29 protein-coding genes are annotated in these 26,549 nt (G+C 50.3%); 17 read left to right on the top strand and 12 right to left on the bottom strand.

Annotated features, from left to right (window positions below):
* Window positions 1-51: 51 nt before the first annotated feature.
* Window positions 52-930 (top strand): alpha/beta fold hydrolase, encoded by an 879-nt coding sequence (locus tag M0L20_RS01625; RefSeq protein WP_232559082.1) that lies wholly within the window; start codon window positions 52-54, stop codon window positions 928-930.
* A gap of 82 nt (window positions 931-1,012) precedes the next feature.
* Here M0L20_RS01625 and M0L20_RS01620 read toward each other — a convergent pair whose 3' ends face one another.
* Window positions 1,013-1,984 (bottom strand): aldo/keto reductase, encoded by a 972-nt coding sequence (locus M0L20_RS01620; protein WP_248475335.1) that lies wholly within the window; start codon window positions 1,982-1,984, stop codon window positions 1,013-1,015.
* Window positions 1,985-2,106: 122 nt separating this feature from the next.
* Between M0L20_RS01620 and M0L20_RS01615 the strand changes: the two genes are divergently transcribed.
* Entirely contained in the window at window positions 2,107-2,418 is a 312-nt protein-coding gene (locus M0L20_RS01615) for a putative quinol monooxygenase (RefSeq protein ID WP_248475334.1), read from the top strand.
* 88 nt (window positions 2,419-2,506) lie between these two features.
* Here M0L20_RS01615 and M0L20_RS01610 read toward each other — a convergent pair whose 3' ends face one another.
* The 4 genes from M0L20_RS01610 to M0L20_RS01595 form a co-directional block, all read right to left on the bottom strand.
* The gene (locus tag M0L20_RS01610; protein ID WP_248475333.1) at window positions 2,507-3,748 is read right to left on the bottom strand and encodes an MFS transporter; all 1,242 of its coding nucleotides are present in this window, start codon (window positions 3,746-3,748) and stop codon (window positions 2,507-2,509) included.
* A gap of 160 nt (window positions 3,749-3,908) precedes the next feature.
* Window positions 3,909-4,418 (bottom strand): GNAT family N-acetyltransferase, encoded by a 510-nt coding sequence (locus tag M0L20_RS01605; RefSeq protein ID WP_248475332.1) that lies wholly within the window; start codon window positions 4,416-4,418, stop codon window positions 3,909-3,911.
* Window positions 4,419-4,430: 12 nt separating this feature from the next.
* Window positions 4,431-6,233, bottom strand: a complete 1,803-nt coding sequence (locus tag M0L20_RS01600; RefSeq protein ID WP_248475331.1) for a family 43 glycosylhydrolase — start codon at window positions 6,231-6,233, stop codon at window positions 4,431-4,433.
* Between the two features lie 88 nt (window positions 6,234-6,321).
* Window positions 6,322-7,263, bottom strand: coding sequence for an NAD(P)/FAD-dependent oxidoreductase (locus M0L20_RS01595; protein WP_248475330.1), 942 nt, complete (start codon window positions 7,261-7,263; stop codon window positions 6,322-6,324).
* A 99-nt stretch (window positions 7,264-7,362) separates the two neighbouring features.
* Here M0L20_RS01595 and M0L20_RS01590 point away from each other — a divergent pair, with 99 nt between their 5' ends.
* Window positions 7,363-7,692 (top strand): antibiotic biosynthesis monooxygenase family protein, encoded by a 330-nt coding sequence (locus tag M0L20_RS01590; protein ID WP_248475329.1) that lies wholly within the window; start codon window positions 7,363-7,365, stop codon window positions 7,690-7,692.
* 7 nt (window positions 7,693-7,699) lie between these two features.
* Here M0L20_RS01590 and M0L20_RS01585 read toward each other — a convergent pair whose 3' ends face one another.
* Window positions 7,700-8,623 carry a cation diffusion facilitator family transporter gene (locus M0L20_RS01585; RefSeq protein ID WP_248475328.1) on the bottom strand — a complete coding sequence of 308 codons (924 nt, stop codon included), beginning with the start codon at window positions 8,621-8,623 and terminating at the stop codon, window positions 7,700-7,702.
* 372 nt (window positions 8,624-8,995) lie between these two features.
* On the opposite strand from M0L20_RS01585, the gene M0L20_RS01580 reads away from it, so the two are divergent.
* The 5 genes from M0L20_RS01580 to M0L20_RS01560 all read left to right on the top strand — a co-directional run bounded on the left by M0L20_RS01580 (window position 8,996) and on the right by M0L20_RS01560 (window position 12,660).
* Window positions 8,996-9,523 carry a PAS domain-containing protein gene (locus M0L20_RS01580; protein WP_232559073.1) on the top strand — a complete coding sequence of 176 codons (528 nt, stop codon included), beginning with the start codon at window positions 8,996-8,998 and terminating at the stop codon, window positions 9,521-9,523.
* Window positions 9,501-9,749 carry a cysteine-rich CWC family protein gene (locus M0L20_RS01575; protein WP_248475327.1) on the top strand — a complete coding sequence of 83 codons (249 nt, stop codon included), beginning with the start codon at window positions 9,501-9,503 and terminating at the stop codon, window positions 9,747-9,749. The genes M0L20_RS01580 and M0L20_RS01575 overlap by 23 nt, the downstream gene beginning before the upstream one ends.
* A complete protein-coding gene (locus tag M0L20_RS01570; RefSeq protein WP_232559071.1) occupies window positions 9,739-10,140 on the top strand; it encodes an acyl-CoA thioesterase in 402 nt (133 codons plus the stop codon). The genes M0L20_RS01575 and M0L20_RS01570 overlap by 11 nt, the downstream gene beginning before the upstream one ends.
* A 185-nt stretch (window positions 10,141-10,325) precedes the next feature.
* Entirely contained in the window at window positions 10,326-11,594 is a 1,269-nt protein-coding gene (locus M0L20_RS01565) for a GTP-binding protein (RefSeq protein ID WP_248475326.1), read from the top strand.
* Window positions 11,595-11,886: 292 nt separating this feature from the next.
* Entirely contained in the window at window positions 11,887-12,660 is a 774-nt protein-coding gene (locus tag M0L20_RS01560) for a ZIP family metal transporter (RefSeq protein WP_248475325.1), read from the top strand.
* A gap of 3 nt (window positions 12,661-12,663) precedes the next feature.
* Here M0L20_RS01560 and M0L20_RS01555 read toward each other — a convergent pair whose 3' ends face one another.
* Window positions 12,664-13,119, bottom strand: coding sequence for a hypothetical protein (locus tag M0L20_RS01555; RefSeq protein WP_248475324.1), 456 nt, complete (start codon window positions 13,117-13,119; stop codon window positions 12,664-12,666).
* Window positions 13,120-13,256: 137 nt separating this feature from the next.
* Here M0L20_RS01555 and M0L20_RS01550 point away from each other — a divergent pair, with 137 nt between their 5' ends.
* The 6 genes from M0L20_RS01550 to M0L20_RS01525 all read left to right on the top strand — a co-directional run bounded on the left by M0L20_RS01550 (window position 13,257) and on the right by M0L20_RS01525 (window position 19,609).
* Window positions 13,257-13,634, top strand: coding sequence for a hypothetical protein (locus tag M0L20_RS01550; protein WP_232559067.1), 378 nt, complete (start codon window positions 13,257-13,259; stop codon window positions 13,632-13,634).
* A 142-nt stretch (window positions 13,635-13,776) separates the two neighbouring features.
* On the top strand, window positions 13,777-16,077 hold the full coding sequence (locus M0L20_RS01545) for a TonB-dependent receptor (RefSeq protein WP_248476591.1): 2,301 nt from the start codon (window positions 13,777-13,779) through the stop codon (window positions 16,075-16,077).
* Between the two features lie 30 nt (window positions 16,078-16,107).
* Window positions 16,108-17,322, top strand: coding sequence for a sialidase family protein (locus M0L20_RS01540; RefSeq protein ID WP_248475323.1), 1,215 nt, complete (start codon window positions 16,108-16,110; stop codon window positions 17,320-17,322).
* Window positions 17,323-17,440: 118 nt separating this feature from the next.
* Window positions 17,441-17,644: a hypothetical protein gene (locus M0L20_RS01535; protein ID WP_248475322.1), complete on the top strand. Its 204-nt coding sequence runs from the start codon at window positions 17,441-17,443 to the stop codon at window positions 17,642-17,644.
* A gap of 40 nt (window positions 17,645-17,684) precedes the next feature.
* On the top strand, window positions 17,685-18,500 hold the full coding sequence (locus M0L20_RS01530) for an MbnP family protein (protein WP_248475321.1): 816 nt from the start codon (window positions 17,685-17,687) through the stop codon (window positions 18,498-18,500).
* Window positions 18,497-19,609 (top strand): cytochrome-c peroxidase, encoded by a 1,113-nt coding sequence (locus tag M0L20_RS01525; RefSeq protein ID WP_248475320.1) that lies wholly within the window; start codon window positions 18,497-18,499, stop codon window positions 19,607-19,609. Before M0L20_RS01530 ends, M0L20_RS01525 begins: the two co-directional genes overlap by 4 nt.
* Before the next feature lie 6 nt (window positions 19,610-19,615).
* Here the strand turns inward: M0L20_RS01525 and M0L20_RS01520 are convergent, their stop codons facing one another.
* The 4 genes from M0L20_RS01520 to M0L20_RS01505 form a co-directional block, all read right to left on the bottom strand.
* The gene (locus M0L20_RS01520) at window positions 19,616-19,996 is read right to left on the bottom strand and encodes a MerC domain-containing protein (protein ID WP_232559062.1); all 381 of its coding nucleotides are present in this window, start codon (window positions 19,994-19,996) and stop codon (window positions 19,616-19,618) included.
* 123 nt (window positions 19,997-20,119) lie between these two features.
* Window positions 20,120-20,824, bottom strand: a complete 705-nt coding sequence (locus tag M0L20_RS01515) for a TapB family protein (protein ID WP_232559061.1) — start codon at window positions 20,822-20,824, stop codon at window positions 20,120-20,122.
* Window positions 20,825-20,968: 144 nt separating this feature from the next.
* On the bottom strand, window positions 20,969-21,169 hold the full coding sequence (locus tag M0L20_RS01510) for a KH domain-containing protein (RefSeq protein ID WP_248475319.1): 201 nt from the start codon (window positions 21,167-21,169) through the stop codon (window positions 20,969-20,971).
* 70 nt (window positions 21,170-21,239) lie between these two features.
* Window positions 21,240-22,115 (bottom strand): geranylgeranylglycerol-phosphate geranylgeranyltransferase, encoded by an 876-nt coding sequence (locus tag M0L20_RS01505; RefSeq protein WP_248475318.1) that lies wholly within the window; start codon window positions 22,113-22,115, stop codon window positions 21,240-21,242.
* Window positions 22,116-22,296: 181 nt separating this feature from the next.
* Here M0L20_RS01505 and bshA point away from each other — a divergent pair, with 181 nt between their 5' ends.
* From bshA to M0L20_RS01490, 3 genes are all read left to right on the top strand, one after another.
* Entirely contained in the window at window positions 22,297-23,442 is a 1,146-nt protein-coding gene (gene bshA, locus M0L20_RS01500; RefSeq protein ID WP_232559058.1) for an N-acetyl-alpha-D-glucosaminyl L-malate synthase BshA, read from the top strand.
* 113 nt (window positions 23,443-23,555) lie between these two features.
* Complete coding sequence (locus M0L20_RS01495) at window positions 23,556-24,893, top strand: NAD(P)/FAD-dependent oxidoreductase (protein ID WP_232559057.1); 1,338 nt, start codon at window positions 23,556-23,558, stop codon at window positions 24,891-24,893.
* A gap of 92 nt (window positions 24,894-24,985) precedes the next feature.
* Window positions 24,986-25,633, top strand: coding sequence for a sterol desaturase family protein (locus tag M0L20_RS01490; protein WP_232559056.1), 648 nt, complete (start codon window positions 24,986-24,988; stop codon window positions 25,631-25,633).
* Between the two features lie 71 nt (window positions 25,634-25,704).
* Here the strand turns inward: M0L20_RS01490 and M0L20_RS01485 are convergent, their stop codons facing one another.
* On the bottom strand, window positions 25,705-26,499 hold the full coding sequence (locus M0L20_RS01485) for an alpha/beta fold hydrolase (RefSeq protein WP_248475317.1): 795 nt from the start codon (window positions 26,497-26,499) through the stop codon (window positions 25,705-25,707).
* Window positions 26,500-26,549 lie beyond the last annotated feature (50 nt).

Raw genomic sequence — 26,549 nt, 5'->3', positions numbered from 1 at the left:
GTGACAGTCCTGGTTGAATAGATGATTTATTCAACAATTCACCTTAAGGACATGAGTTACATCAAAGTAGATACTGACGCGTCGGGTAATGACGTAAAACTTTTCTATCAGGATTTAGGTACCGGCAACCCAGTTGTATTGATTCACGGCTGGCCGCTGAGCCACTCTATGTGGGATTATCAATTAGCTGAGTTACCAGCCCACGGTATGCGGGTGATCGCATATGATCGTCGTGGCTTCGGCAAATCGACGCAAACCTGGGATGGTTATGATTATGACACACTAGCCGCCGATCTTAAAGCCGTGCTGGACACGCTTGATCTGCAAAACGTTACGCTGGTAGGGTTTTCGATGGGTGGTGGCGAAGTAGCCCGTTACATGAGCCGTTACGGTGGAGCGCGGGTGTCGAAGGTCGCTTTTGTTAGCGCCGTTACACCTTACCTGCTGAAAACCGAAGATAACCCGGATGGCGTTGACCAGAGCGTTTTCGATGAAATCACGGAAAATCTTCAAAAGGACCGTGCTGACTTTCTGCAAACTTTTGGCAAGCAGTTTTACGGCGTAGGCTTGCTGAGCAAGCCCGTTAGCCAGGCGCATCTCGACGGTGATTTCTACCGGGCTTACGAAGCCTCTTACCGGGCTACACTTGATTGCGCGAATGCGTTTGCGACTACGGACTTCCGCGACGATTTAACTCAGATACATGTGCCAACGCTGGTAATTCACGGGGACGATGACAAGACCGTACCCATCGAAGCATCGGGCGAACGGACCGCTAATGCGATACCATCAGCGCAATACATCGTTTACGACGGTGCTCCCCACGGTTTGTATGTGACCGAAAAAGACCGTCTTAACCAAGATCTGATTGCTTTTATTCAGGAAGGCGTAACCGTACGTGAGCCAGTCGGCGTAACAACACTGTACTAAGTTAGCCCCGTTTTTTGTAATGAATCGAGCCCGCATAATCCTGCGGGCTCGATTCGTTTTTGGTCGATACCTACCCCCTGGGCTATTGGCTCCACTCAGTTGGCGTACGGTCCCAGCGGTGCCCTTTCAGTTCGTGCAGCAATTCTGGTAACAGACCGCGTCCATCGCTAACCGCCGTATTCGCTTCTACGTTTCGTAGTTGGCGCATTCCCGGAATCGTGGTGTGAACGTCAGGATTGCTTAAGATGAATCGCAGTGCCATTTCGGGCATCGTCATACCTTCGGGGATTAGCGGCTTCAACGCATCGGCATGGTCAACGCTGCTGTTCAGGTTCTCGGGAACAAAATAGGTGGAACGCCAGTCGTTGGCTGGGAACGTCGTTTCTTTCGTAAACGTACCCGTCAATGTACCTTCATCGAAAGGAACGCGGGCGATCACGCCAAGGTTGAGTTCACGACACAGCGGAAACAGATTGTCTTCGGGATTCTGGTCGAAAATGTTGTAGATTACCTGCACCGCGTCGATCAGTCCCGTTTGAAGCGTCTTCAGGCTGTTGTCCGGCTCCCAGCGATTAATTGAAATTCCCCAGGCGCGTACCTTACCCTGCTGCGTTAGTTTCGTGATGGCGTCCTGCCATTCCTCGCGCTCGGCCCAGGCGTCTTCCCAGACGTGAAACTGAAGCAGATTGATCGTTTCAACGCCCAGATTCTGCAAGCTTTTCTCGGTGTATTCAACAATATAATCGGATGGGAAAACGTCGTCCAGTTGAAAGTCCGGCTTGGAAGGCCATTTGCGGTTTTTGGGTGGAATTTTTGTGGCAGAATAAAGCGTTTTTTCCGGATGACGTTTTAGGAGTTCGCCGAGAATTTGTTCGCTCAAGCCAGAGCCATACCCCCAGGCGGTATCGAAAAAGTTGCAGCCGCGTTCAACGGCAAGGTCAAGCGCTTTCTCGATCTGTGAACGTTCGGAGCCGGTCCAATCGGCGAGGCCCCACATGCCATAGCCGATCTCGGAAACTTCCCAGCCGGTGCGGCCAAATGTACGGTAATTCATAAATTAGGGTTTGTAGTTTTTGTCAGGCTGTCAACACAGCGCGATACCTGTCTGTAAGCCGTAGAAACGGTTCTGCAAACATTAAACAAGGAACGATAAACCACAAGCTTAGTTTAACAAAAATGCTCGTCCGTATTGTCCGTATGACCTTTCAGGAAGACAAACTTTCCGACTTCCACACTATTTTCGACGGCTCAAAGCATCAGATCCGGGCATTCCCCGGCAATCGCTTTCTTCAACTGCTAAGCGATCCGGACCATCCTAACGTTCGGATGACGTATAGCCTTTGGGATTCTGCCGAAGAGCTGGACGCTTACCGCAAAAGTGAATTGTTTCGCACGACATGGGCCGCAACCAAAGTGTTATTTGCCGAACGAGCCATTGCTTTTTCGGGAGAAAACCTGGAAACGATACCGCTTCTTGACGAAGCCTGATTGATCGTAATACAAGAAAGTCTGGCCGAGATAGGCCAGCTCCCGATATAACGTTTGGGGCAACGCTGAAAATGAGCCAAAGGCCGCGCTAGATTGCTTTATGGGTTCCTACACGTCGGCTGGCTAGCCAGGCTACTGCGGCCAGACAAACGGCAAACCAGGCAAACGGTAACCGTAGGTCAATCAGGGACAAGATGCCGAGTACAATGGTGGTGACGAAGCTGGCCAAGCCCTGCAACGCCTGGTTGATTCCGAATATTTCGCCACGGTCTTCGTCGGTGGTCAGTCGGGCCATCAGCCCTTCGATCAAACCCTGGATCAGCGAAAACGTGAGGCAGTCAAACGTAACCAGAACGTACAGCGAAAAGACAGACGTACCGATGAGTCCATAACCACCAAGTATAGGCGTACCCAGCAGAGCCAGCCAGAAAATTGCTTTCTGCTGGTTGATACGATCGGCGATGTACGCGTAAAAAACGTAGCTGATCACAACGCTCAATCCGCCGAAGTACATGAAAAAATAAGAAATTGCTTTCGCGTCCATGTGTAGTTCGCCAAAGCTGGCAAACGTAACGAAGTAAAAGTAGTAACCGACGGCTAGAGTCAGCGCCAACTGCATCAGTACAAGCTGTTTCAAGCCACGGTGCTGCTTCTCTTTGTCCATCAGGCGACGCCAGAGCGTATGAACGCTGAGCGATTGAACAAGTTCGCTTTTAAGTGCCGAAACGTCTACACCAGGTGGGTTCGGGTGCGTTTCCCGAAGCGTCCAGCTCAAGATCATGTTCACGCTCGACAACACCACCGCCATGATGGCGACTACCTTGGCCTGGTGTCCTTCAACGATATCGAAGGTGGTCAGCAATAGGCCCGACGCAGCCGGACCAATCACAAAGCCCAGCGAAATAATTGCGCCTTCGATGCCCAGGTTTTTAAACAGTTGATCTTTCGGCGAAATATCGGTGATCGACGATCGTACGGTGGCATACATGCCATTGGTAACGCCATCGCTGATCCGATTGGCAAAGTAAAAACCGACGCGTACGGGCAAAAGCAGACAGTCGGCCAGAAATGTACCGATGGATGAGATAATAAAAATGGGCCGGCGACCGTACCCGTCAGAAAGTTTGCCCAAGAGCGGAGCCGAAAACAACTGTACACCCAGAAAAAGTGCTGTACCAACCGCTAGCCAGAGCTGAGGCTTCTGTAACCCCCGGACGAACTCCGGCAAAATAGGACCGACCGCCGAACCGACAATGACGTCAATCAGGATGATTGCATAAATGTGATACAGACGAAAATCGCGGCTTGTTCGCTGATTCGGTTCGGGCATGAATAAGGAAATTGATAAAACAGAATGGAAACCGGCAGGATCTCAGGATAACCCGATGTCTCCAAGCTAATGAACCAGCCGTTCGCCCGTCGGTTCAAAAGATTTTTGATTGCCCGTCTTTATCAATCCCAATCAGCCGTTTTTCGGAGGGGTTGTCCGGTCAGAAGTTCAGTATATAAAACTGGCACGTAAACGATACACCAAACTCCTGCACGTCACGTTGGTAGGTAGGCTGAAAACCGTGGCGTTCGTAAAATTGCATGAGTTTTGGCCGCCCGGCGTCGGTTTCGAGCTGGATGGAGTGAATGCCCTGTTTCCGACATTCGTTCTGACAAAATTCGATTATCGACGCAAACAGGTTTTGTCCGTTGAAAGGGCGTCGGATCGCTAATTTGTGGATAAATCCCGACGTATGAGCTGGAATATCAGGCCAGTAGAGCGGATCTTCCCATTGAAGCACAAAGGTTGCTGCCGGTTCGGGTTCGCTTCCGTCATCCCGATTGGCGTACATCACGTAAAGCTTATCCCGCGTAAAATTGTCGATGAGGTTTTCCAGCGTGAGCGCATCAACGTTCCAGAGTTGACGGTCGTTGTCAACAAGCCATTGACCTACCTCGCGAAGAATAGCAACGGCTACGTCGGGCTGGTCGTTTCGAAAAGAGAATTGCATGACGGAAAGCTATTACTTTTTCCCCAATCCAGAACCATCGTCAATGGCTTTGCTTAATACGGATACCCCATTCTCATCGAACGCTTCGATGGCGAAATAATAGGGTACACCAACGTTCAGCGCCCGCAATTCGAAAGTGTTGGGTTGATCGTTCCAGAACTGATAAGTCTGGTATAGCTTGTCGGGAGCAATACCCCAGCGGATATTGTAGCCCACGGCCCCCGGTACTTTGCTCCACGACAGATCGGCATTCCGCTGGTCTTTCTGACGCTTAGCGGTTAGGACAGGCGTTGCCGGAGCTTTACCGAATCCGTTTCCAAATAGGCGAAATGCGTTGATTGCCAGATGGGAACCAGCTACGTATAGGTGTTCGTAGCGTACATACCGCGCTCGGACGGGCTTGGCTAGTTCTACGTACGCGCAGGCCCGGTCGCGCTTAGGCTCCTTGCTGAGATCAGCCACAACATCCCATTTTTTGTTGTCGATCGACGTTAGGATTTTAAACTGCGTGTAAACCGTGGAGTCGGACTCGTACAGGGTTTGTTTGTAATCGATGTAATCGACCTGGACCGCCCGAATTTCCCGTTCGGTACCTAAGTCGGTGGTTAAGGTTTCGCCCGGTCTATTCTGAGCCGCTACCCAGAACGTACGCGGATTTTCGTCAGCTACGTTAGCGGCCACTCGTACGGAATCGGTTGGAATGGATAGCGTTGAGGAGGCCACGACCGGTTTTTTGTAGTTGAGAAGCATCCAGCCCGTAAATAGCGCATCGCTGTCGGTACCATTCCCGCTCGGTATTTTTTTGGTAGCCAAATAATGGGGAAAGTCGCCGAACCGGGTATTGGCAAATAACTGATCGTCTTTGTCGAAGCCCGCCGGATTCATAACGATTCGTCGTTCCATGCCCCAGTTGTAGCCAATCCAGGTGGTACCCGTATTCCAGTAGTTACCGAAATTATCCTGAAACGTGTTGCCGTGACCACACCCCGTGGCAAAGCCGCCCGGTTTGTAGGCTACCGGATTGTAAGGCGCGTACTCAAACGGGCCAAGCGGCTCTTTCCCAACGTAAGTACCGTTGCCGTAAACGTTGTACTCGGTACCGGGCGCACCGTACTGCAAATAATACTTGCCATTGTATTTCGTCATCCACGCCCCTTCAGTAAACGGTTTGAATGGGTCCGAATGGTTTGGTCCGAACCGTTCCCAGCCGTGCTGGTAGGGGTCGAGCCAGAGCATTGCCTTATAAGCCTCCGCCGGATTATTGCCCGCGTAGGTCAGCTTGCGATTCTTGTCGAGTTCAGCGCCGAAAATCGGGTAAACGTTGGATGAACCCCAGTACATGTACCACTTGTCGGTGTCGTCATCGTGAAAAAAGGCCGGGTCCCAGGGGCCAATGTCTTTGGGCAGGCGGGGAAGCCAGCGGTTATAAAAGAGCAGCTTTCCTTTTTCGGGCTCCGTCGAAATAAAAATAGGACGTTGCTCGAACGTAGATTGAAACAAGTACAAGGTGTCGCGCACCGACAGAGCCGCCGGAGCACACATGTCCTCCATTGGCCATTTGTCGGGAACGACGTATTTCCAGTTGACTAAATCTTTCGAGTGCCACCAGCCGCCCTGAATGGTGACGAACAGGTAATACTCGTTTTTGTGGTTGATGATGACCGGATCGGCTCCTGAGCAGTACGAAATCTTCTCGTTCAGTTGCTCAAAGTTGTACCGGTAGCTAATGTCCATTGGATTGCAGTACGTTCGCTGTTGAGCAACGACCCGGCAGAAGCAGGATAAAACCAGAAGTAAACAAGCTAGGAACCGCATACCTTTATCGTGGTTGATTCATCGATAAAGATAGTTTATTGGCGACAAACTAGGTCCGTTACCCGTCGATGAATCGCTCCCGTAAAGGCTACTGGATAGCATCTGTTTTGACAAGTCGGGCGCTTAATTCTTCGGCAATCAACTGACGATTCAGCATAGCGGCTGCTTTACTGCCACTCGCAATGGCAGCAGCAACCTGTCGCATGGGCGAACTGTTGTCGCCCGCCACGTACACACCAGGAATGTTTGTTTCACCAAATTCGTCCGCTTTGATCAGACCTGATTCCGCAGCGAGACAGCCTAGTTGCTGAGCAAGCGTAGTATGCTGGCGAAACGGAACCCGGCTGAAAATAGCGTCCAGTTCGTGGGTGGAGCCATCTATAAAACGTAGTCTTTTCAACTGACCAGACTGGTGCTCAATCTCCGCGATTTCGGCCGTAACGACGGGTATGCCCAACTGACTAATCACCTCCGACTGATCGTTTGTCAGCATTGCTGGACCGTTTGTAAATACGGTCAAATCAGGACTCCAATGCTGAATCAGTCGGGCCAGTTCGTAAGCCGTCTCGCCATTGGCCAGAATGCCCAGTCGCTGGCCGTGTACTTCGTAGCCGTGGCAATACGGGCAGTGCAGCACGGAGCGTCCCCAGCATTCCGCAAAACCGTTGATAGAAGGCATAATGTCCTCAATACCCGTCGCTAATAGTACTTTGCGTGAACGAAACGAATGACCATTGGCCGTTTCAACGATGAAGCCATTCGATTCCTGACGCGCTTCGGTGGCGAGGTCGGTCAGGAAAGTAACAGACGGATAGCGAAGGATCTGTTCTTTGGCGATGGTGGCTATGTGAGCGGGTGTTTCGCCGTCCTGGGTCAAGAAATTGTGGGAGTGGGGTGTCTGTCGGTTGCAAGGCTTGCCACCGTCAATGACAAGCACGTTTCGTAACGAGCGCCCCAATGTCAGTGCAGCACTCAGACCCGCGTTGCTTCCTCCTATAATAATGACATCTAATTGATCACTGGTATTCATAAGCGTACATCGTTTTTTTACGAAGAACGCACAAATTAGTAAAAAATGCAACATTGTTGCATAAATGAATAATGCGCGTGTTTGTTTATCTTGGACGGTATGATCGCTAAAACACCCGAACCCCCTTACTACGCTGTTATTTTTACGTCTGTTCGAACGGACGTAGCGGAAGGATACGGCGACATGGCTATCCGCATGGTTGAGCTGGCGGAGCAGCAACCTGGATTTCTCGGAGCGGAATCGGCTCGAAATGCGGAGGGGGTAGCACTCGGTATCACGGTTTCTTATTGGGAAAGTCTGGAGGCCATTCGCAACTGGAAAAGACATGCCGAGCACCAACTAGCGCAGCAGATCGGACGCGAACGCTGGTACGAACGCTACAAAACCCGCATCTGCCGGGTGGAGCGTGACTATGATTTCGAGCAGTAGGTAACGATCAACAGTTTTCGGCTTCGCAGTCGGTTTCTGTGACGACCTCGGTTTCAAGCGTAGCATGGCTAATGTTGCGGTGTTCAAGCCGGTGTCGGGCGTCGTGCTTTAGCGCTGTTATCTGCTGATCCGACAGGCCGGGTTCTAGAACGAGGTGCGCCGTAAGGGCGTTTTCGGTTGTGCTCATGGCCCAAACGTGTACGTGGTGCACATCCCGAACGCCGTTGATGGTCCGAAGATCGGTAAGCACATCCGTAAGTTGAATGTCAGCCGGAACGCCGTCGAGTGAAAGGCGCAGGCTGTCGTTCAGAAGTCGCCATGTTGAGCCCAGAATGACACCGGCTACAACCAGACCGCTAATAGGGTCGAGCCAGACCCAGCCGGTATAACTGATCAGCAGCCCTGCAACAACGACTCCCAAGGAAACTAAAGCATCGGCCAGCAAGTGTAGATAGGCTCCTTTAACATTCAGATCATGCTCTTTATCGCGAAAAAAAAGCAGCGCCGAAGACGCATTGACTAGTATGCCAAAACCAGCGACCCAGGCCACGGATACACCAGGTACCGGTTCGGGGTGTCGGAAGCGCTGAATACTTTCCCAGATAATAGCTCCGATGGTAAGGGACAAAATAATGGCATTGGTCAGTGATGCCAATACTGTGCTTTTTCGGTAACCGTACGTAAAATTGGTCGTGTTGCGTACACGGGCCAGCCGAAAGGCCAGCAGGGAAAGCAAAAGACTGGCTACATCGCTCAGATTGTGGCCTGCATCGGCGGTTAGGGCGAGTGAGTTGTAATAAAAACCAGCAATAAATTCTACGGCTACGTAAACCGAGTTGAGAACGGCCCCAATAATCAACGCCCGGTTGATTGATGTCAGGACAGTCGGTCCGTGGTGATGGCCGTGGTCGTGGTGATGCTCGTGTGCCATTCTTTTGCCTGTAGCTATCTTGCTGATTCAGCAGGCTACTACAGTGTAACGAACAGAGGCTAGGGGATTGTTTTGGGTGAAATTTAAGAGAAAGTACCCATTCGTGCCAAAGGACTGTCTTCAGCCCGTCGATTCATTGTCAGCGGCCCGAGGGGCTACGGTTGAAAACATGGCTAAGTTATTGCTGCTATAAGCGACAAACGGGCAACGGTGCTTTTGCTGTAGGATTGAACACCGATTAGGCAATAAAAGCACAGTTGAGTTGAAAAGTGAAGATTAACCCGGACAAATAACCTTCGGATTAGTTACTGTGTTTATAAAGCGACACATAGCCTCCCCCATCATTAGTATAGAACTTTAACTGGCCTGATCATGGATTTCTGCGGAATATACGATAAGCAAGTAGCGGAACACTATAAAACGGCATACATTACACCTTTGTGGATTGGGTGGGAATTCAGACAAAAACCCGTACTGCCTACCGGTACAGCGGGCTGGATGGCACTGGCCAAATCAAATGAGTGGGATCTTCCCGCAAACGTCCGTCATGACCTGCAAAGTGGCAAATGGGCCGTCGTCGTAACCGATACGACGCAGGTAATTCAGTACGTAAATACTAATTTTGAGCAGATGACGGGCTACAGAAACCACGAAGTTGTAGGCCGTCGTCCCGTATTTTTGCAGGGAGCAGAGACTGACCCATCATCGAGACACCGCATCAGGAAGGCGCTCGAAAAACATCGTGTCATTGAAGAACAGGTAGTGAATTACCGTAAAGACCAATCCAAATACTGGTGTCATATCACGATCAGACCTATCCTCAACCGGCAAAAACAGGTTGTTAATTTTATCGCCTTCGAGCAGGAGTTTGAAACGAATGAGTTGTCCGTCCAGCAGTAAGCACGAGCATATCGCCTGTCCACGTTGCCAACGACCTTTCGAGTGTCGTGTGGGTAGTATCAACCTGTGCCAATGTCAGTCAATTACACTGACCGAAGCGCAACAGCACTACATTCGTTCCTTATATGAAGGGTGTCTGTGCGCCGACTGTCTGTGTGCCTTGCGAACCGACTACAATAACCAGACTCACCAAGAAAAAGTAAACCAATCAGTACATGGCCATTGATCAAGCCGAATCGATTACCGAACGAATTGCAGCCGCTGAAACCCGTGTTGTCAAAGCCGTTTTTCCGAATACAACCAATCATTACGATACCCTTTTTGGCGGTACCGCGCTCCAATTGATGGACGAAGTAGCGTTTATTACGGCGACAAGATTCTCGCGTAAGCGGATGGTCACCGTATCGCTTGACAAAATCAATTTCACCAAATCCATACCGGCCGGAACGATCATAGAACTTATCGGTCGGGTCGAACACGTGGGTAACACGAGTATTCGAATTGCCGTCGAAATTTTCGTCGAAGAAATGTACTCAATGGAACGCCACCACGCCATCCACGGCACATTTACGTTTGTCGCTCTGGACGAAGACAAAAAGCCGATTCGCATTCTGTAGAACCGGCTATTGCTGGTAAAGTTGCGTCCGCCCATCGCTGTATTACCTCGCTCTACAGCAGTAACAGGAACGAATCGCGACACGAGTCGTCAAAACGCATAAAGATTTTGCGCAGTGATTACTCGTCCTAATTTTTCTTTTTGCAACAATGTTGCAAAAAGAAAAATTGTCTTTAGATTTGCCCCATGGCAAGTCAAACTATACAACCAGCGATTCAGAAGGCGACGGACAAGCGATTGCCTGTCACGGTATTGAGCGGCTTTCTGGGAGCCGGAAAAACCACGTTGCTCAATCACGTCCTGCACAACAGACAAGGGCTGAAAGTAGCCGTTATCGTCAACGACATGAGCGAAGTCAATGTTGATGCCGCGCTCGTTCGGCAGGAGGGTACACTCTCGCGAACCGAAGAGAAACTGGTCGAGATGTCGAATGGTTGTATTTGCTGCACCTTGCGCGAAGACCTGATCATTGAGGTCGAAAAACTGGCGAAGGAAGGCCGGTTCGATTACCTACTCATCGAGTCGTCGGGCATTTCGGAGCCTTTGCCCGTCGCGCAGACGTTTACATTCCAATCCGATAGTTCGGTCGATGAGGCCCATGCTGTTGACTTGTCGCGTTTCGCCCGATTAGACACGCTGGTAACAGTTGTTGACGGGTTTAATTTTTACCGCGACTTCGGCAGTGTCGATACCGTTTATGACCGTGAACTCAACGAAGATGCCGCCGATACCCGAACCATTGTCAATTTGCTGACGGATCAAATCGAGTTTGCCGATGTCATCATTGTCAATAAAACCGATCTGATTAGTAGCCAGCAATCGGGCGAATTGAAAGCTATCCTGCGCAAACTCAATCCAAAAGCGAAACTGGTAGACAGTCAGTTCAGTAAGATTGATCCAGCCGAAATCCTAAACACGGGCCGGTTTGATTTCGATGAAGCGTCGCAATCGGCGGGATGGATTCAGGAATTGCAGAATCAGCGAAGCGGGAAAGGACACACGCCCGAAACTGAAGAGTATGGTATTTCTTCCTTCGTGTTTCGTGACCGGCGACCGTTTCATCCGGTGCGCTTCTGGAACTACCTGAGCGAAAATTTCCCGGCGGGTATCATTCGCAGTAAGGGACTTTTCTGGCTTGCTTCCCGACCCGACGATGCGTTGAACTTCAGCCAGGCTGGCGGTAGTCTGCGAGCCGAGTCGGCAGGGGTTTGGTGGGCTTCCATGCCTTTTAACCAGCGCATACAGTACGGGTCTTTTTTGGAAAATCGCACTCAAATCGAAGCTCGCTGGCACAAACGCTTCGGCGACCGGCAAAACGAGCTGGTCATTATCGGTCAGGATGTAAACCAGGAGCAAGTAACCAAGGAATTACAGGACTGCCTGTGCACGGAGCTTGAACTAAAACACCTGGAGTCGGGTGGCAGCTTCAAGGACCCGTTTCCTGTCTGGGAGTAATTGATATAGAACCTGCGTATAGTAATCTGGTGTCCGCGTGATGTCGGTAGGCTGTGATGCCGGTTTCTCAAAACCGACATCTCTGCTGGCGTAAAGTGTCGGTTTCTCAAAACCGACACTACCGTAGGTCGATATCGAAGCCCCGCTGACAGCATTATTAGCCGACAACATGGACCCAAGTCATTGATAAAATTTTGTTGCTGGAAGGAGAGTGTCTAAGGGCATCGATTGATGGTTGGGTACTTTCTCGGTAGTCAAGCACTCCCTTCCGGCCAAAGTACTAAACAGAATAATGCTGTTAACAACGCAATCGATTCGATGGGAAATATGGGGCCATAGTAGCCTCGCGGGCTTGTTGGTTTGCGGAGTTGCTCTGGTTGGAGGAATCGCTTATCTACTGCCGAAGTTTGTTCTGAAACAGTGGTTGACTTTAGGAATCAGCCTATCAACGGGAGTGCTTCTGGGTGATGCCTTTCTGCACCTGTTACCCGAATCGCTAGAGCAAATCGGTAATAGCCAGACCGTCTTAGTAGAGGTTCTGGCTGGAATCGTCCTGTTTTTTAATCTCGAACAATTTATCCGCTTGCGGCATCATCAGCATCGGACGGATGCATCGACCATACAACCCTTGGCGTCGATGAACCTGGTAGGTGATGCGCTACACAATTTCATCGATGGAACGCTAATCGCAGGTAGTTTTCTGGTAAGCCCGGCAGCAGGCTGGGCAACAACTGCCGGATTACTGCTGCACGAATTACCGCAGGAAGTAGGGGATGTCGGTACGCTGCTCTACGGAGGCTACAGCATTCGCCGGGCTCTGCTTTACAATTTATTATCAGCGCTGACCTGCATCGTTGGCATCGTTACGGTACTGCTGGCTGGACTGTGGCTCGAAGCATACCTAATCTATATCATGCCGGTGGCCGCTGGCGGATTTATTTACGTAGCCGCCAGCGACCTGATACCCGAATTACAGAAAGTCGCTCCGACCAGACGCTCCTGGCTGCATAGTTTGTTTATGCTGTTAGGTATCGCTCTGATGTACTGGCTGGCGATAAACGAGTAAGCGTTAAAGCAAGCTCTTGGCCCGATCCATACCCTGCTGCGTCTGAGTTTGAATTGCTTTAATATTGGTCAGGAATTCACGTTGCAAATCACGCATCTGATCGGCGGGCATATCCTTGGCGTCGTTGTTATGGTTATGATGATGGTGTTTACCGCTGCTGTGCTCATGGTGTTCGTGTTTCATACCGGGGACTTCCACCAGATTTTCTTCCCATGCTTCGAAGGCCGTCTTCAGGCTATCGAGTGACTGCGCCGTTGATTTGGCTTCCGGAGTGGCTTTCTGTACCAGCAGCGTTCGAACCGAATCAACCTGATCGACCAGCGGTTCTACTTGCTCCTGAACCTCAATGGCTTCATTGTGGTACTTAGCTGCTTCGTCGAGTAAGGGTTTGTCAGCAGCGGATTTATCCGAACAGGCAGCGAAGGCTACGAGCAGGCAGGCAAACGTGAGATAGCGCATAGGAATGGAGTTTTTCGTAAAGATAAAGTTTTATGCAACAATGTTGCATGTTTATGGCGTTGTTTCTTCATCGTTTCAACTGAAACTTTCGGCTGGACGAAACACAGGTCGTAATTCTGTTCTACCTTTGTCGCGTCATGAAAAATGCGCTACTCTTTGTTCTCCTCTTTGCGACGCTGCTGCCAACGGTAAGCCCGTGGGGAACCATTGCGTACTATCATGCCAACAAGGAGTACATCGCCCGTGTGCTGTGCGAAAATCGCGACAAGCCGCAGCTGCACTGCGACGGTCAGTGTTATCTGGCCAAACGCCTGAAAGCGCAGCAGGACAAGCAGGATAAGGAAACCACCCAACGGGTGCAGAACTTGCCTGTGTTGCAGCTATTTTGCGAGAATAGCCAGCCGTTTACGTTCGAACCAGCCTCGGTCGAATCGTTGTTGGCAGGAGTACCTGTCTATCGTTTTCCTTCTTACGTTGCCCCGCTCGTGGGTCTTTTCCGTCCTCCCAAAGTTTAGTCGAATCTTTATTTTCAGTACGATAAGTAACTATGTCAACGCTTAGCTACCTGAGCGTGTGTAGTACTGTATTCCTTTCTTCGACTTAAACTTTATTTTAGTGAAAACCTATAAATGTCTCATAGCCATTGGGCTATGGGTGATGATTGTATGGTCTGCTGCCGCGCAGTCGGTAAAGCAAGGCTTGGTGTATGACGCGCAAACCAAAGAACCTTTGCCGGGGGTAACCGTAATCGTTGCGGAGGGTAAAGCCGGTGTCGTTACAGACGGAAACGGGCGCTTTTCGCTGCCGACCAATGGTTCAATGGTAGTCGTATCCGCCGTCGGCTATCGAAAGCGGGAGGTGATGGCAACGGCTGATCAGCCCTTGCGGATCGCGCTGGAGCCAGCCGTTGAGGATCTGCAAACGGTGGTCGTAACGGGTAACCGCGAGGCTGCCCTGCGAACCGAAACACCCATAGCGATTTCTAAGCTCTCGCCCAAACTCATCGAAGAGACCAAGCCGACGAGTATTTACGAGGTGATCAACAAAACGCCGGGCGTATTGATGGTCAACTTGGGCAACGAGCAGCACATGATGGCGATCCGTCAGCCGATGACCACCAACGCGTATTTTCTGTACCTGGAAGATGGCGTTCCAATCCGGCCAATGGGCGTTTTCAACCATAACGCCCTGCTCGAAATGAACCAGTTTACGGTTAGCTCAATCGAGGTCGTAAAAGGGCCGGTATCGTCTATTTACGGACCGGAGGCCGTAGGCGGAGCGGTTAATTTTATCACCCAGCGGCCAACGGCTGTGCCCACGGTTCGGGTTGGTATTCAGGTCGATCAGTGGGGTTACCAGCGGCTTCAGGTTGGGGCCGGTGCTCGCCAGGGTAAGTTTGGTATTTACGTGGGCGGCTTTGTGTCCCGGCAGCGCAATTCGTGGTTAGCCCGTTCGGATTACGATAAATCGTCGTACTTCACCCGGCTCGAATACGCCTTTACGCCACATACTCGCCTGACGGGCACTGTTTCGTACAACGATTACAACTCGCAAACCACCGGCAGTGTAGACAGTACCGCCTTTTTTGCGCGTCAGTACGCCAGCACAACCGATTTTACGTACCGCAAAACGGTTTCGTTACGCAGTCGGCTGACGCTTGAGCACGACTGGCAGAATGGTTCACAGTCGTTCGTAACCGCTTTTATACGGAACAACAGCATCGGGCAGAATCCGACGTATTCGATTCGGTGGACGAGTGGTGCATCGACCGCGACGGGGCAAATCAACAGCAACGATTTCCGTAGTTACGGCTTTATTGCCCAGCATACCCAACGACTGACTTTTCTGAACAGTAAGCTTATCGCTGGTGTCACGCTGGATCTGTCGCCAAATACGTACTACGCTTACCAGACGGAACTGTCGGCTGAATTACGGGCGGATAAAAAATCGGTGCTTAAATACACCCAGTTGCGCGAGCGGCCTGATGTTCAATTGGCTAACTACCAGGCCGATATTCACAATACAGCCGCTTATGTACAGTACGATCTGGAACCGATGCCGAAGCTACGAATTTCGGCGGGTCTGCGCTACGACCGGATGGCGTTCGATTATACCAACGCACTGGACAACAGTTTGGGCAACAAGGCGTATAGTCAACTTACCCCTAAATTGGGCGCTACGTATGATCTAGGAAACGGTAAAGGGCTGTATGCCAGTTATGCCAAAGGGTTTTCGCCCCCGGCGCTTACTTCGATCTTCCTGAAACGAACCACGCCAACGGCAACCGGTGATCTGTTTTACTATAACCTGCAACCCGCTCAGTTTAACAACCTGGAAGTAGGCGGTTGGGCAAGTCTGTTCAGCAACAAAGTGTACATCGACGGAGCCGTTTACCAGATGAACGGGACCAACGAACTGCTGAATATCCGTCAGCCAGATAATTCGTATGACTACCAATCGGCGGGTCGAACCCTGCACCGGGGCGTTGAATTGGGCGTTACCTATCGTCCGTCGAAGCAGCTATTCTTTCGATTTGGCGGTACCCACGCGGTTCACCGTTTTGTCGAATTTACGCTTAGCCAGCGGGCGTCTGATGCGGTGCAGAACGTTGATGGGAAAGATATGCCGTCGGCCCCGCGTACGATCTGGAACACTGAAATCAGCTATTACCCGGTCTGGTTGAAGAATTTCCGTACGTCGGTGGAGTGGCAGCATGTATCGGGCTGGTACCAGAACCAGGTCAACACCGTTCGGTACGGTGGCTACAATTTCGCCAATATCCGTGTGGGGTACCAGTGGAAAGGCATTGAACTGTTTTCAAATGTACTGAACGTAACCGACGCACTTTTTGCAACCAACGCGACTCGCGGCAACAACGCTACCGACCGCACAACCTATACGCCGGCGGCTCCCCGGACTTTTGTGTTCGGCGCTCAATACACGTTTTCGGGAAAATAACCGCGTCCTCACGTCAAATCGTAACCAATCATGATGTACTCATTCATAGTATCAATTTTACTCTGGTTAGCGGCTGCCCGACCACCCGTCCAGAATACTGTTTCAAATCCAGAATTTGTGGGCGCTACACCCCGCCTGACGACCGACGCGGCTGGAAATCCGTTGCTGAGCTGGGTTGAGAAAGACGGCGATAAAGGAGCCGCTTTTTACTTCGCCGTTTCGACCGACGGCGGGCAAACCTTCGGTCCAAAAATACAAGTAAAAGCACCGTCTACGCTGTCTGCTCACGCCGAAGGAATGCCCAAAATCGCTTCAAAGGCTGACGGAACCTTGTTGGCGATTTTTGAAGTACCCCGACCAACGGCTCAGTCGCGTTTTGCGGGTGATCTGCTGTACACCGTCTCGACCGACAACGGAAAAACCTGGACGGAGCCAACGCCGGTTCATCAGGATGCTGCGCCAGGAAAAAGCCACTCCTTTGCGGATATCGCGCGGTTACCCAACGGGGAAATCGGTGCGGTATGGCTTGACGAAAAATTACCGAATCGGGAAGGGCGTCCGGTTGTTTTTGCGCAGACAACCAAAGATGGTGGGTTTGGGCCAGCGGTGCTGGTAGACGATAACGCGTGCCAGTGCTGTCGAACCAATCTGTTCGTCGATTCCCAAAAGAATATCCACCTGACCTACCGCGACCTGTTGCCATCGACCAGGGCAGGAGAGATTGCTTCCCGCGACATCAGCACGGCTATTTCGAACGATGGTGGAAAAACGTTCAGTAAGCCGCAGGTGGTGTTTGCCGATCATTGGCAGGTCAATGCTTGTCCGCATGCCGGGCCTTCGGTCGCTCAACTTGGCGATGAAATCCTAACGACCTGGTTCTCGGGAAAAGAAGGGGAGGCCGGACTTCGGCTGGCGCAAGTAGGGGCTGACAAACTGGTTTCGTCGGTCATGACCAACCGGGCCAAACATCCGCAGGTGGCAACGACCGACGGGCGGCTGGTGTGGCTTTGGGATGAGTCGGTTTCAAAAGATGGATCGGGCGAGATGGGTTCCTTTGTCCAGCGAATCGGTATGCGGACACTGGCTGGTCAGGCAATCAGTTCGACCACGTACCTGACGCCCGAAACCATCAATGCGACCTACCCCGTGGCACTAGCGACGAAAAACGGACTCTTGGTGGCCTACGAGCAAACTACGGAAGGGAAGAACACGGTAATTGTAAGCCGGTTGATTACTACTCTTTAAGGTGTGATGCCATAAACTGTATCGAGTAAAGAAGTAAACCTAGATTCTTGGATAACGAACGGGTCAATCGGAAAAATAGAACCGTGACCCGTTCGTTATTCATACGAACCCATTCCGTATGCTGCGCCGGTTACCACCCATTATTCAGTTTATTTTTGTCAGTATGATCGGTATCTGTGTAGGTACCGTTGTGGGATTCGTCAACGAGTCGATGCAGCGTCCGCTCAGCGCAGCAAATGCGTTGATCTGGCTGTTTCTGATGATCGTAAGCGGTAGTATAGTAACGCTTGTTATCCTGTACGGGCGCAACAACTCGCAGTAAACCAGCGTATTTGGTGTAATAGATATTTATAGTCTGCGTAATGAAAAACTACTTCTTCAAACTACTCTTCGTATCAATAACCGTTGGATCTGCCGTGGTTGGCTGTAATACCGTTGACCCCGAACAGGCATCCGACTCGGTTGGCTCTTTAGCGTTGTCTGTCGATAACGTTGTCGGCAATCAGGACCTGACTCTAAATACCCAGACGTACAAGAATGCACTCGGTGAAGATTTTACGGTGACGAAGTTTAACTACTTCATTAGTAATATCCGACTTAAAAAAGCGGACGGCACCGAATACGCGCTACCGCAGGCAAACAGCTATTTTCTGGTTGAGGAAGAGAAACCCGCTTCGCAGACCATGACGTTGGGCGGAATACCGGCGGGTGATTATACGGGTATGACGTTTTTGATTGGTGTAGATAGTCTGCGGAGTTTGGCCGACATCAGCCAGCGTACGGGCGTTCTGGATCCCGCTCTGAATAATGGAATGTACTGGGAATGGAATTCGGGCTACGTTTTTCTCAAGCTCGAAGGAACGTCTCCGGCAGCTCCGACTACGGATAATCGCGCGTTCTTTTACCACGTTGGAGGCTTTGGGGGTGGCTATAACGGCAAGAAAACGATCAATAACCTGCGTTCGATTACGCTATCTTTCAACGGAGATGTTGTTAAAGTCGATCCGTCGCTCAAACCGCAGGTGCGCTTGAAAGCCGATGCGCTGAAGGTATTTGACGGACCAACGAAACTGAGCATTGCGCAGAATCCGCAAGTGATGTTTGTCCCTTTCTCGGCTACCATCGCTGACAATTACGCGTCTATGTTTAGCTATAATCGCGTGGCGGCCAACCAATGACAAAATCCGTTCTCCATACAGTCAGACAGGCGGGTTTGCTCGTTAGCCTGTTTTTGTTCGGGCTGGCCGTTGCCTGTCAGACGAAGCCGGATGCGAATGAACCAACGCCTAACCCGACTCCAACGGAACCAGGTGGTGTTGATTATAAAACTACGCCCGTTGCGCTGCGAAAGCCCGCCAACTTTCCCGATCCGGTTTATGACCTGACGCAGAATCCATTAACTGTCGAGGGAGTGGCATTAGGAAAATCTTTGTTTTACGATACGCATTTATCCCGCGATAGTAGCGTTAGCTGCGGATTCTGCCACCAGCAGTTTGCCGGTTTTGCCCATTCCGACCATCCATTGAGTCACGGTATCGACGACCGAATCGGTACGCGCAATGTACCGGGTTTGCAGAATATGGCCTGGTCGCGGGAGTTTTTCTGGGATGGGGGCGTCACGGATCTGAACACGCTATTTATTGCACCGATCACCAATCCGGTCGAGATGGACATGAAGTTTGCCGATGTACTGGCAAGGGTTCAGAAAAGCCCTAAATACCCATCCATGTTCAAAAATGCGTTTGGCTCGGATACCGTAACGACGGCACGGTTTCTGAAAGCTATTTCGCAGTTTGTGCTGACCCTGGTATCGGCTGATTCGCGTTACGACAAATACATTCGAAACGAAGCCGGAGGGGTATTAACGAGCGATGAACTGGCTGGACTGTCGGTCTTTAAACAAAAATGCGCGAGCTGCCACGCTACCGATTTATTTACGGACCACAGTTACCGTAACAATGGCCTTCCGGCGAGTGGCATCAACGACCAGGGACGCTACACGATTACACTGAACGAAGCCGACCGACTGAAATTTAAAGTGCCAAGCCTGCGCAATGTAGAAAATACGTTTCCGTACATGCACGACGGTCGTTTTACGACGCTGGACCAAGTGCTCAACCACTACGCATCGGGCGTGAAAGACGGCCCAACGCTCGACCCGGCCTTAAAAATGAACGGACAATTGGGTATCGCACTAACCGATACCGAGAAGAAGCAGGTAATCAGTTTCCTGAAAACGTTGACCGACAATACGTTTTTGATGAACCGAGCATTCGGCCCTAACTAGTTAAGCCTAGTGAACGTGCTGGATGCGATGCTGCCGAATATTGATGAGGTGGGTAACAACCAAACCGGCTGATGCTGCGTAGCCCAGGTATTCAAAAACAGGACTTACATCTTCCAGGATGATTGCTACGGCAAAGAGACACAGAAAGCTCCAGAGCGCTTTTTTGATAACTGGGGGAGCGTAGTGACGCGTTGCAAAGTAAACCGCAACAATGTTTACGCCAATAAAAATATAATCCAGGCTCAAGTAGCCAAAGCGGAGGTGTTCATCCTGAAGCAGAGCCGTGGACATCAACAGGATAGGCGTAATCATGCAGTGGATGATGCACAATACGGAGCCTGTAATACCAATGTAGTCAGCTTTGCGAGAAAGAATATCTGTTTTCATAGGCAAACGCAAAAGTACGATGCTTCGCTCAATCGTACCTCCTCTTAACCGGCTTTTTTGCAACAAAGTTGCGAAAGTTTTTACAATTTCGCCAATGGCCGGTATGGAGAGCCTACTGGTAGCCTAGTTGACTTTACTTAAAAGTGTGTAACCCATCAACTTACCGTTTTTGTTGTAGTTCTCCGATTTTATGTCCAGCAGTTGGTTATTGGACCGGTAGCTCACTACCCGCATGGTTCCTCGTATGGGGATAGGGATTGCCAGGGGCCGGTTTTCATAACTGATATCCGACGTGATTTTGTAGGTGTCGAAGGTGCCAGCGGGTGTTGTCACCGATTCCTGACCTTCCACTTGCCGATTACTCATCGTCATCATCATGTTCATCATTGGCGTACCATTCGTTAGAATGTCAGCTTCCATTTTACCCTCATCCAGCTTCTGTCCAACGCTAAGTTTGCGGGGGTAAACCAGTTTGTTGGTTTTTAGCTTCATCTCCATATCCTTCATGCTGCTTTGCATTCCCTGCGCCATGCCTGATAAATCGGCAACAAGCTCATCACCTGTGCAGGTGTAATGAATGGGGTAGGGAGGACGTTGATTGCCTTTTTCATCCTGAAATTGAGCCACAATATCCATGACCGTCGAACTCCCTTCTTTGTGAACATCTTTCACTTGATAGGTGATCTTGCCCGTTGGCTTGTCTTTGGCATTGAACGTACTCAGTTCAAAACTCATTCCCGATTTGAGGGCAATACCCATACAATCCTGCGCGCGGCTGTTCGTCAGTAAACTACCTATAAAAAGCAGGGTAAAAACAAATGTTCTCATACGCACTGAGTAATTTAGCTGGTATAAAAACAAATGTATGAGGAGTCATGAATTACGCTGTAAGTCCTTGAGCGAACGGTAGTTTTTGGAGATAGTCAGAGCGCGTAACTTAACCAAATGAAACGCACTCAGAAGGGCAAACCATTACATGTCTTTTTCGAAAAACAAATAAATATAGAGTGCCGTACCAAAACTAGTGGACGTTGTCGACGTCAAACGGTACCCTTGAGCCGTGTATTCATCAAGCTTTTCCTGGATCTCCTGTTTTGACTTCTTCACGATGTGATCCGAGTCAAATGTTAGTTTCGAGTAGTAAATCAGGGCTTCGACTTTGGATTCTTTCATCTTGACAGGCGTTTGGTTTTCTGTATTCTCAACGTTTCGAAGTTACGCGGTTGACTTATGCTGTCCGTCCTCACGCCCATACCATGCTCACAACACCGAGGAGCATAATGAGCTTGCAGAGATTGCTGAGGTAGCCAAAATCGCGACGCGTATCAGCCACGACAAGGCGGTAAGTAAGCCAGATGATAGGAACAAGCAACACCAGAAAAATCAGGCCGAGTCGTAGGTTACTGAGCGAATCCGCAATGAGAAACATGCCGAAGATAAACGAACCGATCAGGACGTAAAGCAGGTACTTCGTCCGGCGTAATCCCCACACAATTGGCAAGGTCCGGCAGCCGAACCGGGCGTCGCCCCGCACATCCTGCATGTCTTTGATAATCTCCCGAACGAGCGAAATCCCAAACGAAAACAAGGCGTAGATGAGCAGCATATCTGCGTTCTGGCGGTAATAAACGGCTAGGACAATGAGTGACAGAGCCGTGAGCAGCGATACCACAATGTTGCCAATAAACGGTTGCCGTTTTAACTGTGACGAATAAAGCCACAGCAGCGATACGGAAATAACATCCGTCAGGAACACCCACTTGCTCAGGTACAGACCAATCAGGCAGCCGATGACGTTCAGGAGCTGGTGCGTGCCGATGGCTACCCGGCGTTTCAAGTAACGGCCAATGACAACCCGTTCCGGTTTATTGACCAGATCGATTTTAATATCGAAATAATCATTGATAATGTAGCCCGCTGCGGCAATGCATACCGTCGAGAGCGAGAGCAGCCAGATGGTCGGATCAGTAAGCAGGCGGGGCCAGGCGTCGCGCGGGCCAACCAGCACGATACGCGCCAGAAACTGGGTCATCACCACAATCAGCAGATTCTGCACCCGGATCAGCCGCAGGAAGCCAAAAGCAAATGCCGAGAAAGGAATGGGCTGACGCGTTGACATGGGGGTTTTTTACAAAAATAACAGTTTTTGAGGAATAGGTACGTACGCTGATTGGGTTAGTGACGGATACAAAAAGCTTTTATTCTAAATTACTCGCTCAGCAAACGGGGCTTTGGGATTCTTTTCGGCCGTTTTTAGTGTTGTCCGAAAAAATCGTTCTCAGCCCGAAGGGGCTTACTGCATGAAAATCGGTATTGTTTGCTATCCAACTTTTGGAGGCAGTGGCGTAGTAGCCACCGAACTAGGTAAAGCACTGGCTAAAAACGGCCACCAGATTCACTTCATTACGTACCAACAACCACCCCGGCTCGATTTTTTCAACGAAAACGTTTTTTACCACGAAGTAAATATACCCTCGTATCCGCTCTTTCAGTATGCTCCCTATGAGTCGGCACTAGCCAGCGAAATGGTGAATGTAGTCACGAACGAAAACGTTGATCTTCTGCACGTTCACTACGCCATTCCGCACGCGTCGGCAGCGTACATGGCTAAAATGATTCTGCGTTCGCAGGGGCGTATGGTACCGGTCGTTACCACCCTGCACGGAACCGATATTACCCTCGTTGGTAAAGATGCTTCGTATGAGCCGGTAGTTACTTTTAGCATCAACGAATCCGATGGTGTTACCTCGGTTTCCGAAAATCTCCGGCAGGATACCTATGCTCATTTTAATGTTCACCGCGAGATCGAAGTTATCCCCAATTTTATCGATCTGGATCGTTTCAAGCGTCAGCAGAAAGAGCATTTTAAGAAAGCGATCTGCCCCAATGGCGAAAAGCTCATTGTGCATACCTCCAATTTCCGGCGGGTGAAACGCATCGACGATGCGGTGATGACATTCTACAACGTTCAAAAACAGTTACCGGCTAAATTACTCCTTGTCGGCGACGGACCTGAACGGGCGCGTATCGAACGGCTGGTACGGGACCTCGGCATTTATGATCAGGTGCGGTTTCTGGGTAAGATGGACGCCGTTGAAGAAGTCTTGTCGGTGGCCGATCTCTTTGTGATGCCTTCTGAAAACGAGAGTTTTGGGCTAGCGGCTCTCGAAGCGATGGCCTGCGAAGTACCACTGATCACATCAAACGCCGGTGGGTTGCCGGAGTTGAACGTACAGGGTGTAACAGGTTTCCTGAGTCCCGTGGGCGATGTGGACGATATGGTCAAAAATGCGTTGTATGTTCTGGATGATGAGCACCTTCCGACCTTTAAAGCCAACGCTCTGGCGCGGGCTAAAGAGTTTGAGCTATCCCGTATCTTGCCGCTTTACGAAGCGCATTATGAGCGAGTACTCAACGAAGCGCATTCTGTAGAAAAAATTAGCTAATTACGAGGGTTAATTGTGTTTAGTTAGCGATTCAGAACCATCTAGGTAAAAAGCAGTTGATTGCTGTAGGTTGTCCATGCGTAACTGACGATGAAACTGTAAACTAAAAGCGGATGAATCCAAACATACCTCAAACGGATCGAAAGCGCGTTGTGATTGTTGGCGCGGGTTTTGGTGGCCTTAAACTGGCTCGTAAATTATCGCAGGCCAAAGAGTTTCAGGTCGTATTGATCAACAAACAGAACTACCACGAATTTCAGCCGCTATATTATCAGGTTGCCACCGCCGGATTAGAGGCCAATTCAATTCTGTTTCCATTGCGGGTGGTGTTTGGCAACTGCAAAAACGTACACATTCGGGTAACGACCGTAACGGGCATTCGTACCGCCGAAAAAACGGTCGATACCGAACTTGGCCCCATCACGTACGATTACCTCGTTATCGCGACCGGTGCCGATACCAACTTCTTCAATCAGCAGAACATCATCGAAAAGGCGCTGCCGATGAAATCAGTGGCAGAAGCGATCGCCCTGCGTAACCGGATGCTGCAAAACTTCGAGGATGCCTTGAGCGTCGAGACGGAGGATGAAAAGGAAGGGTTGATGGACGTGGTGGTGGTGGGCGGTGGACCAACGGGGGTGGAGCTTTGCGGCACGCTGGCCGAAATGCGCCGGACCGTATTGCCCCAGGATTACCCCGAGCTGGATTTCAAAATGATGGATATCTATCTCATTGAGTCCGGAGGGGAGCTGCTGGGGCCGATGTCCGTTCAGTCGCAGGAGCATTCGCTCGACTACTTGCAGAAGCTGGGCGTACATGTGCGTTTAAACACACGCGTGAAGGACTTCGACGGTCGTATCGTAACCATGAATGACGGATCAACGCTGCGGACGAATAATCTGATCTGGGCGGCTGGCGTCAAAGCGAATCCATTGGCGGGATTGCCGCCCGAAACTCTTGGACGGGGCGGACGTATCCTGGTCAATCGGTTTAATCAAGTTCAGGGTTTTACGGATATATTTGCGATTGGTGATGTCGCCTTGATGACTGAGGAGAAATGGCCGAACGGGCATCCGCAGATTGCCCAGCCTGCTATTCAGCAGGGTAAGCATCTGGCGAAAAACTTTTTTCACATCGTCCGCAACCAACCGCTGGAAGAATTTACGTATCATGATCTGGGTACAATGGCTACCATTGGTCGCGGACTAGCTGTTGTCGATTTGCCTTTTTTTAAATTTCAGGGATTTTTTGCGTGGCTAACGTGGTTGTTCGTGCACCTGATGGCGATCGTCGGCGTGAAAAACCGGCTATCGATCTTTATAAACTGGATGTTCAATTATCTGAATTTTAGAAATTCGTTGCGCCTGATTATCAAGCCGAAACTGCCCAAAGGCAACGTTCAGGCGATGCAGGAAAAGATTTCTGACCAGTTGGAGGTAAGTAAAACGTAACCCAGATAGTAAACTAATTTTACTACCTGAGTAAGCGGACTCGTTTTTCTGTGTAATTTTGCACTATTATAATTTGTCAACGTATCTGTTTTATGGAATCAACTACCGAAAAGTTGCAAACAATGGCCGGTCACGGTAAAACCCGGCCTAAAAACAGCGGCACAAAAAAACTGTTTGATAACCCAATTCTGGAGGCACTTTCGCGCACGCACATCATGGTTCCTATTTCCATGTGGCTGGTGCTGTCCGTTTTTCTAGGTTGGTATGCGTTTACCTATACCGACATGGGTGCAAACAAGATTGCTGCTTTATTTGCAACGGGTTTGATTGTGTTTACCCTCTTTGAGTATGTTTTACACCGCTACCTCTACCATTTAACGCCTTCGACACCCCAGCGGGCAAAAATTCAGTACACCTTCCACGGTGTTCACCACGAATACCCGAAAGACAAGACGCGGTTGGCGATGCCGCCCGCTTTAGCCATTTTCGTAGCCGGAGCCTTTTTTGGTTTCTTCTTCCTGCTTATGGGCGAAGCAGCCTATGCTTTCTTCCCCGGCTTTCTGGTAGGTTATTCGGGTTATTTGTCGACGCACTTTATTGTTCACGCTTACACTCCGCCTAAAAACTTCTTCAAGTATTTGTGGATCAACCACAGCGTGCACCACTACAAGAATCCCGAAAGTAACTACGGTGTATCGACGCCGATCTGGGACCACGTTTTCGGTTCATACCAGAAATAGGGTTATCGATTACATAAAAAATCCCTGTTGGACTGATCCAACAGGGATTTTTTATGTTGACCAATGCGCAACTAGTTTGACAGGAAACCTACAACTGTCTTTGCAAACTCCGGCGTTCGCATGGCCCCACCATGATCGCCCGGCACAATCACCAGACGGGAACCCGGAATGGCGTCTACAAGCGTTTGCGGGTCACCGTTGTCGGTATCTTTATCACCATTAATGACAAGTACCGGGACGTTGATTTTCGCCAGTTCAGCACGGGTAGTAACCGGCTGAAATTCCTGCAAGCGGGCTAGTACGACCGTATCGGCTCCCGACTTTTTGGCATAATCAATGGCGCTTTGTAGTTCAGGATGACTCCCCGGTTTGACCAGCGCTTCGTGGAAATTCTTCCGACGAATCCAGTTCGGGTCTGAGAAATCAACACTGATACCACCCATCACCGCCTTTCGGATGTGTTTGTCCAGCGTAAGCAGTTTGGCGGTCAGAATAGCGCCCCGCGAATAACCAACCACATCGTAGTTCGTCAGGCCAAGGTGTTTGACGAGTGCCATCACATCCTTCAGCTCCGCGTTGTCGCGGTACGCTTCGGCTGAATGAGGTTTATCCGACAAGCCATTCCCGCGCAAATCGAGGGTGATTATTTTAAAGCCCGCATCGGCCAGTGCCTGTCGAGTGGCCGCTCGTTTCCAACTTTCACTGGTGCTGATAAAGCCGTGTATAAGCACGACCGGCTTGCCTTCTCCCAGAATATCGTAATGAATTTTTGTGCCGTCGAATGACGTAAATAAAGGATCGCGATTTACCTGAGCATACCCCTGATAGGTAAGGAGCAGGCTAACCAGCAGAAATACTGATTTCATAATATAGTTAGGACGGACTGTGAAGGATGAGGTTTAACCTTTCGCTAGTT

The sequence above is a fragment of the Spirosoma liriopis genome, assembly GCF_023196085.1.
Lineage (GTDB): Bacteria > Bacteroidota > Bacteroidia > Cytophagales > Spirosomataceae > Spirosoma > Spirosoma oryzicola.
The sequence above is the reverse complement of the archived record's forward strand: the minus strand, read 5'-3'. Positions and strand labels throughout refer to the sequence as shown.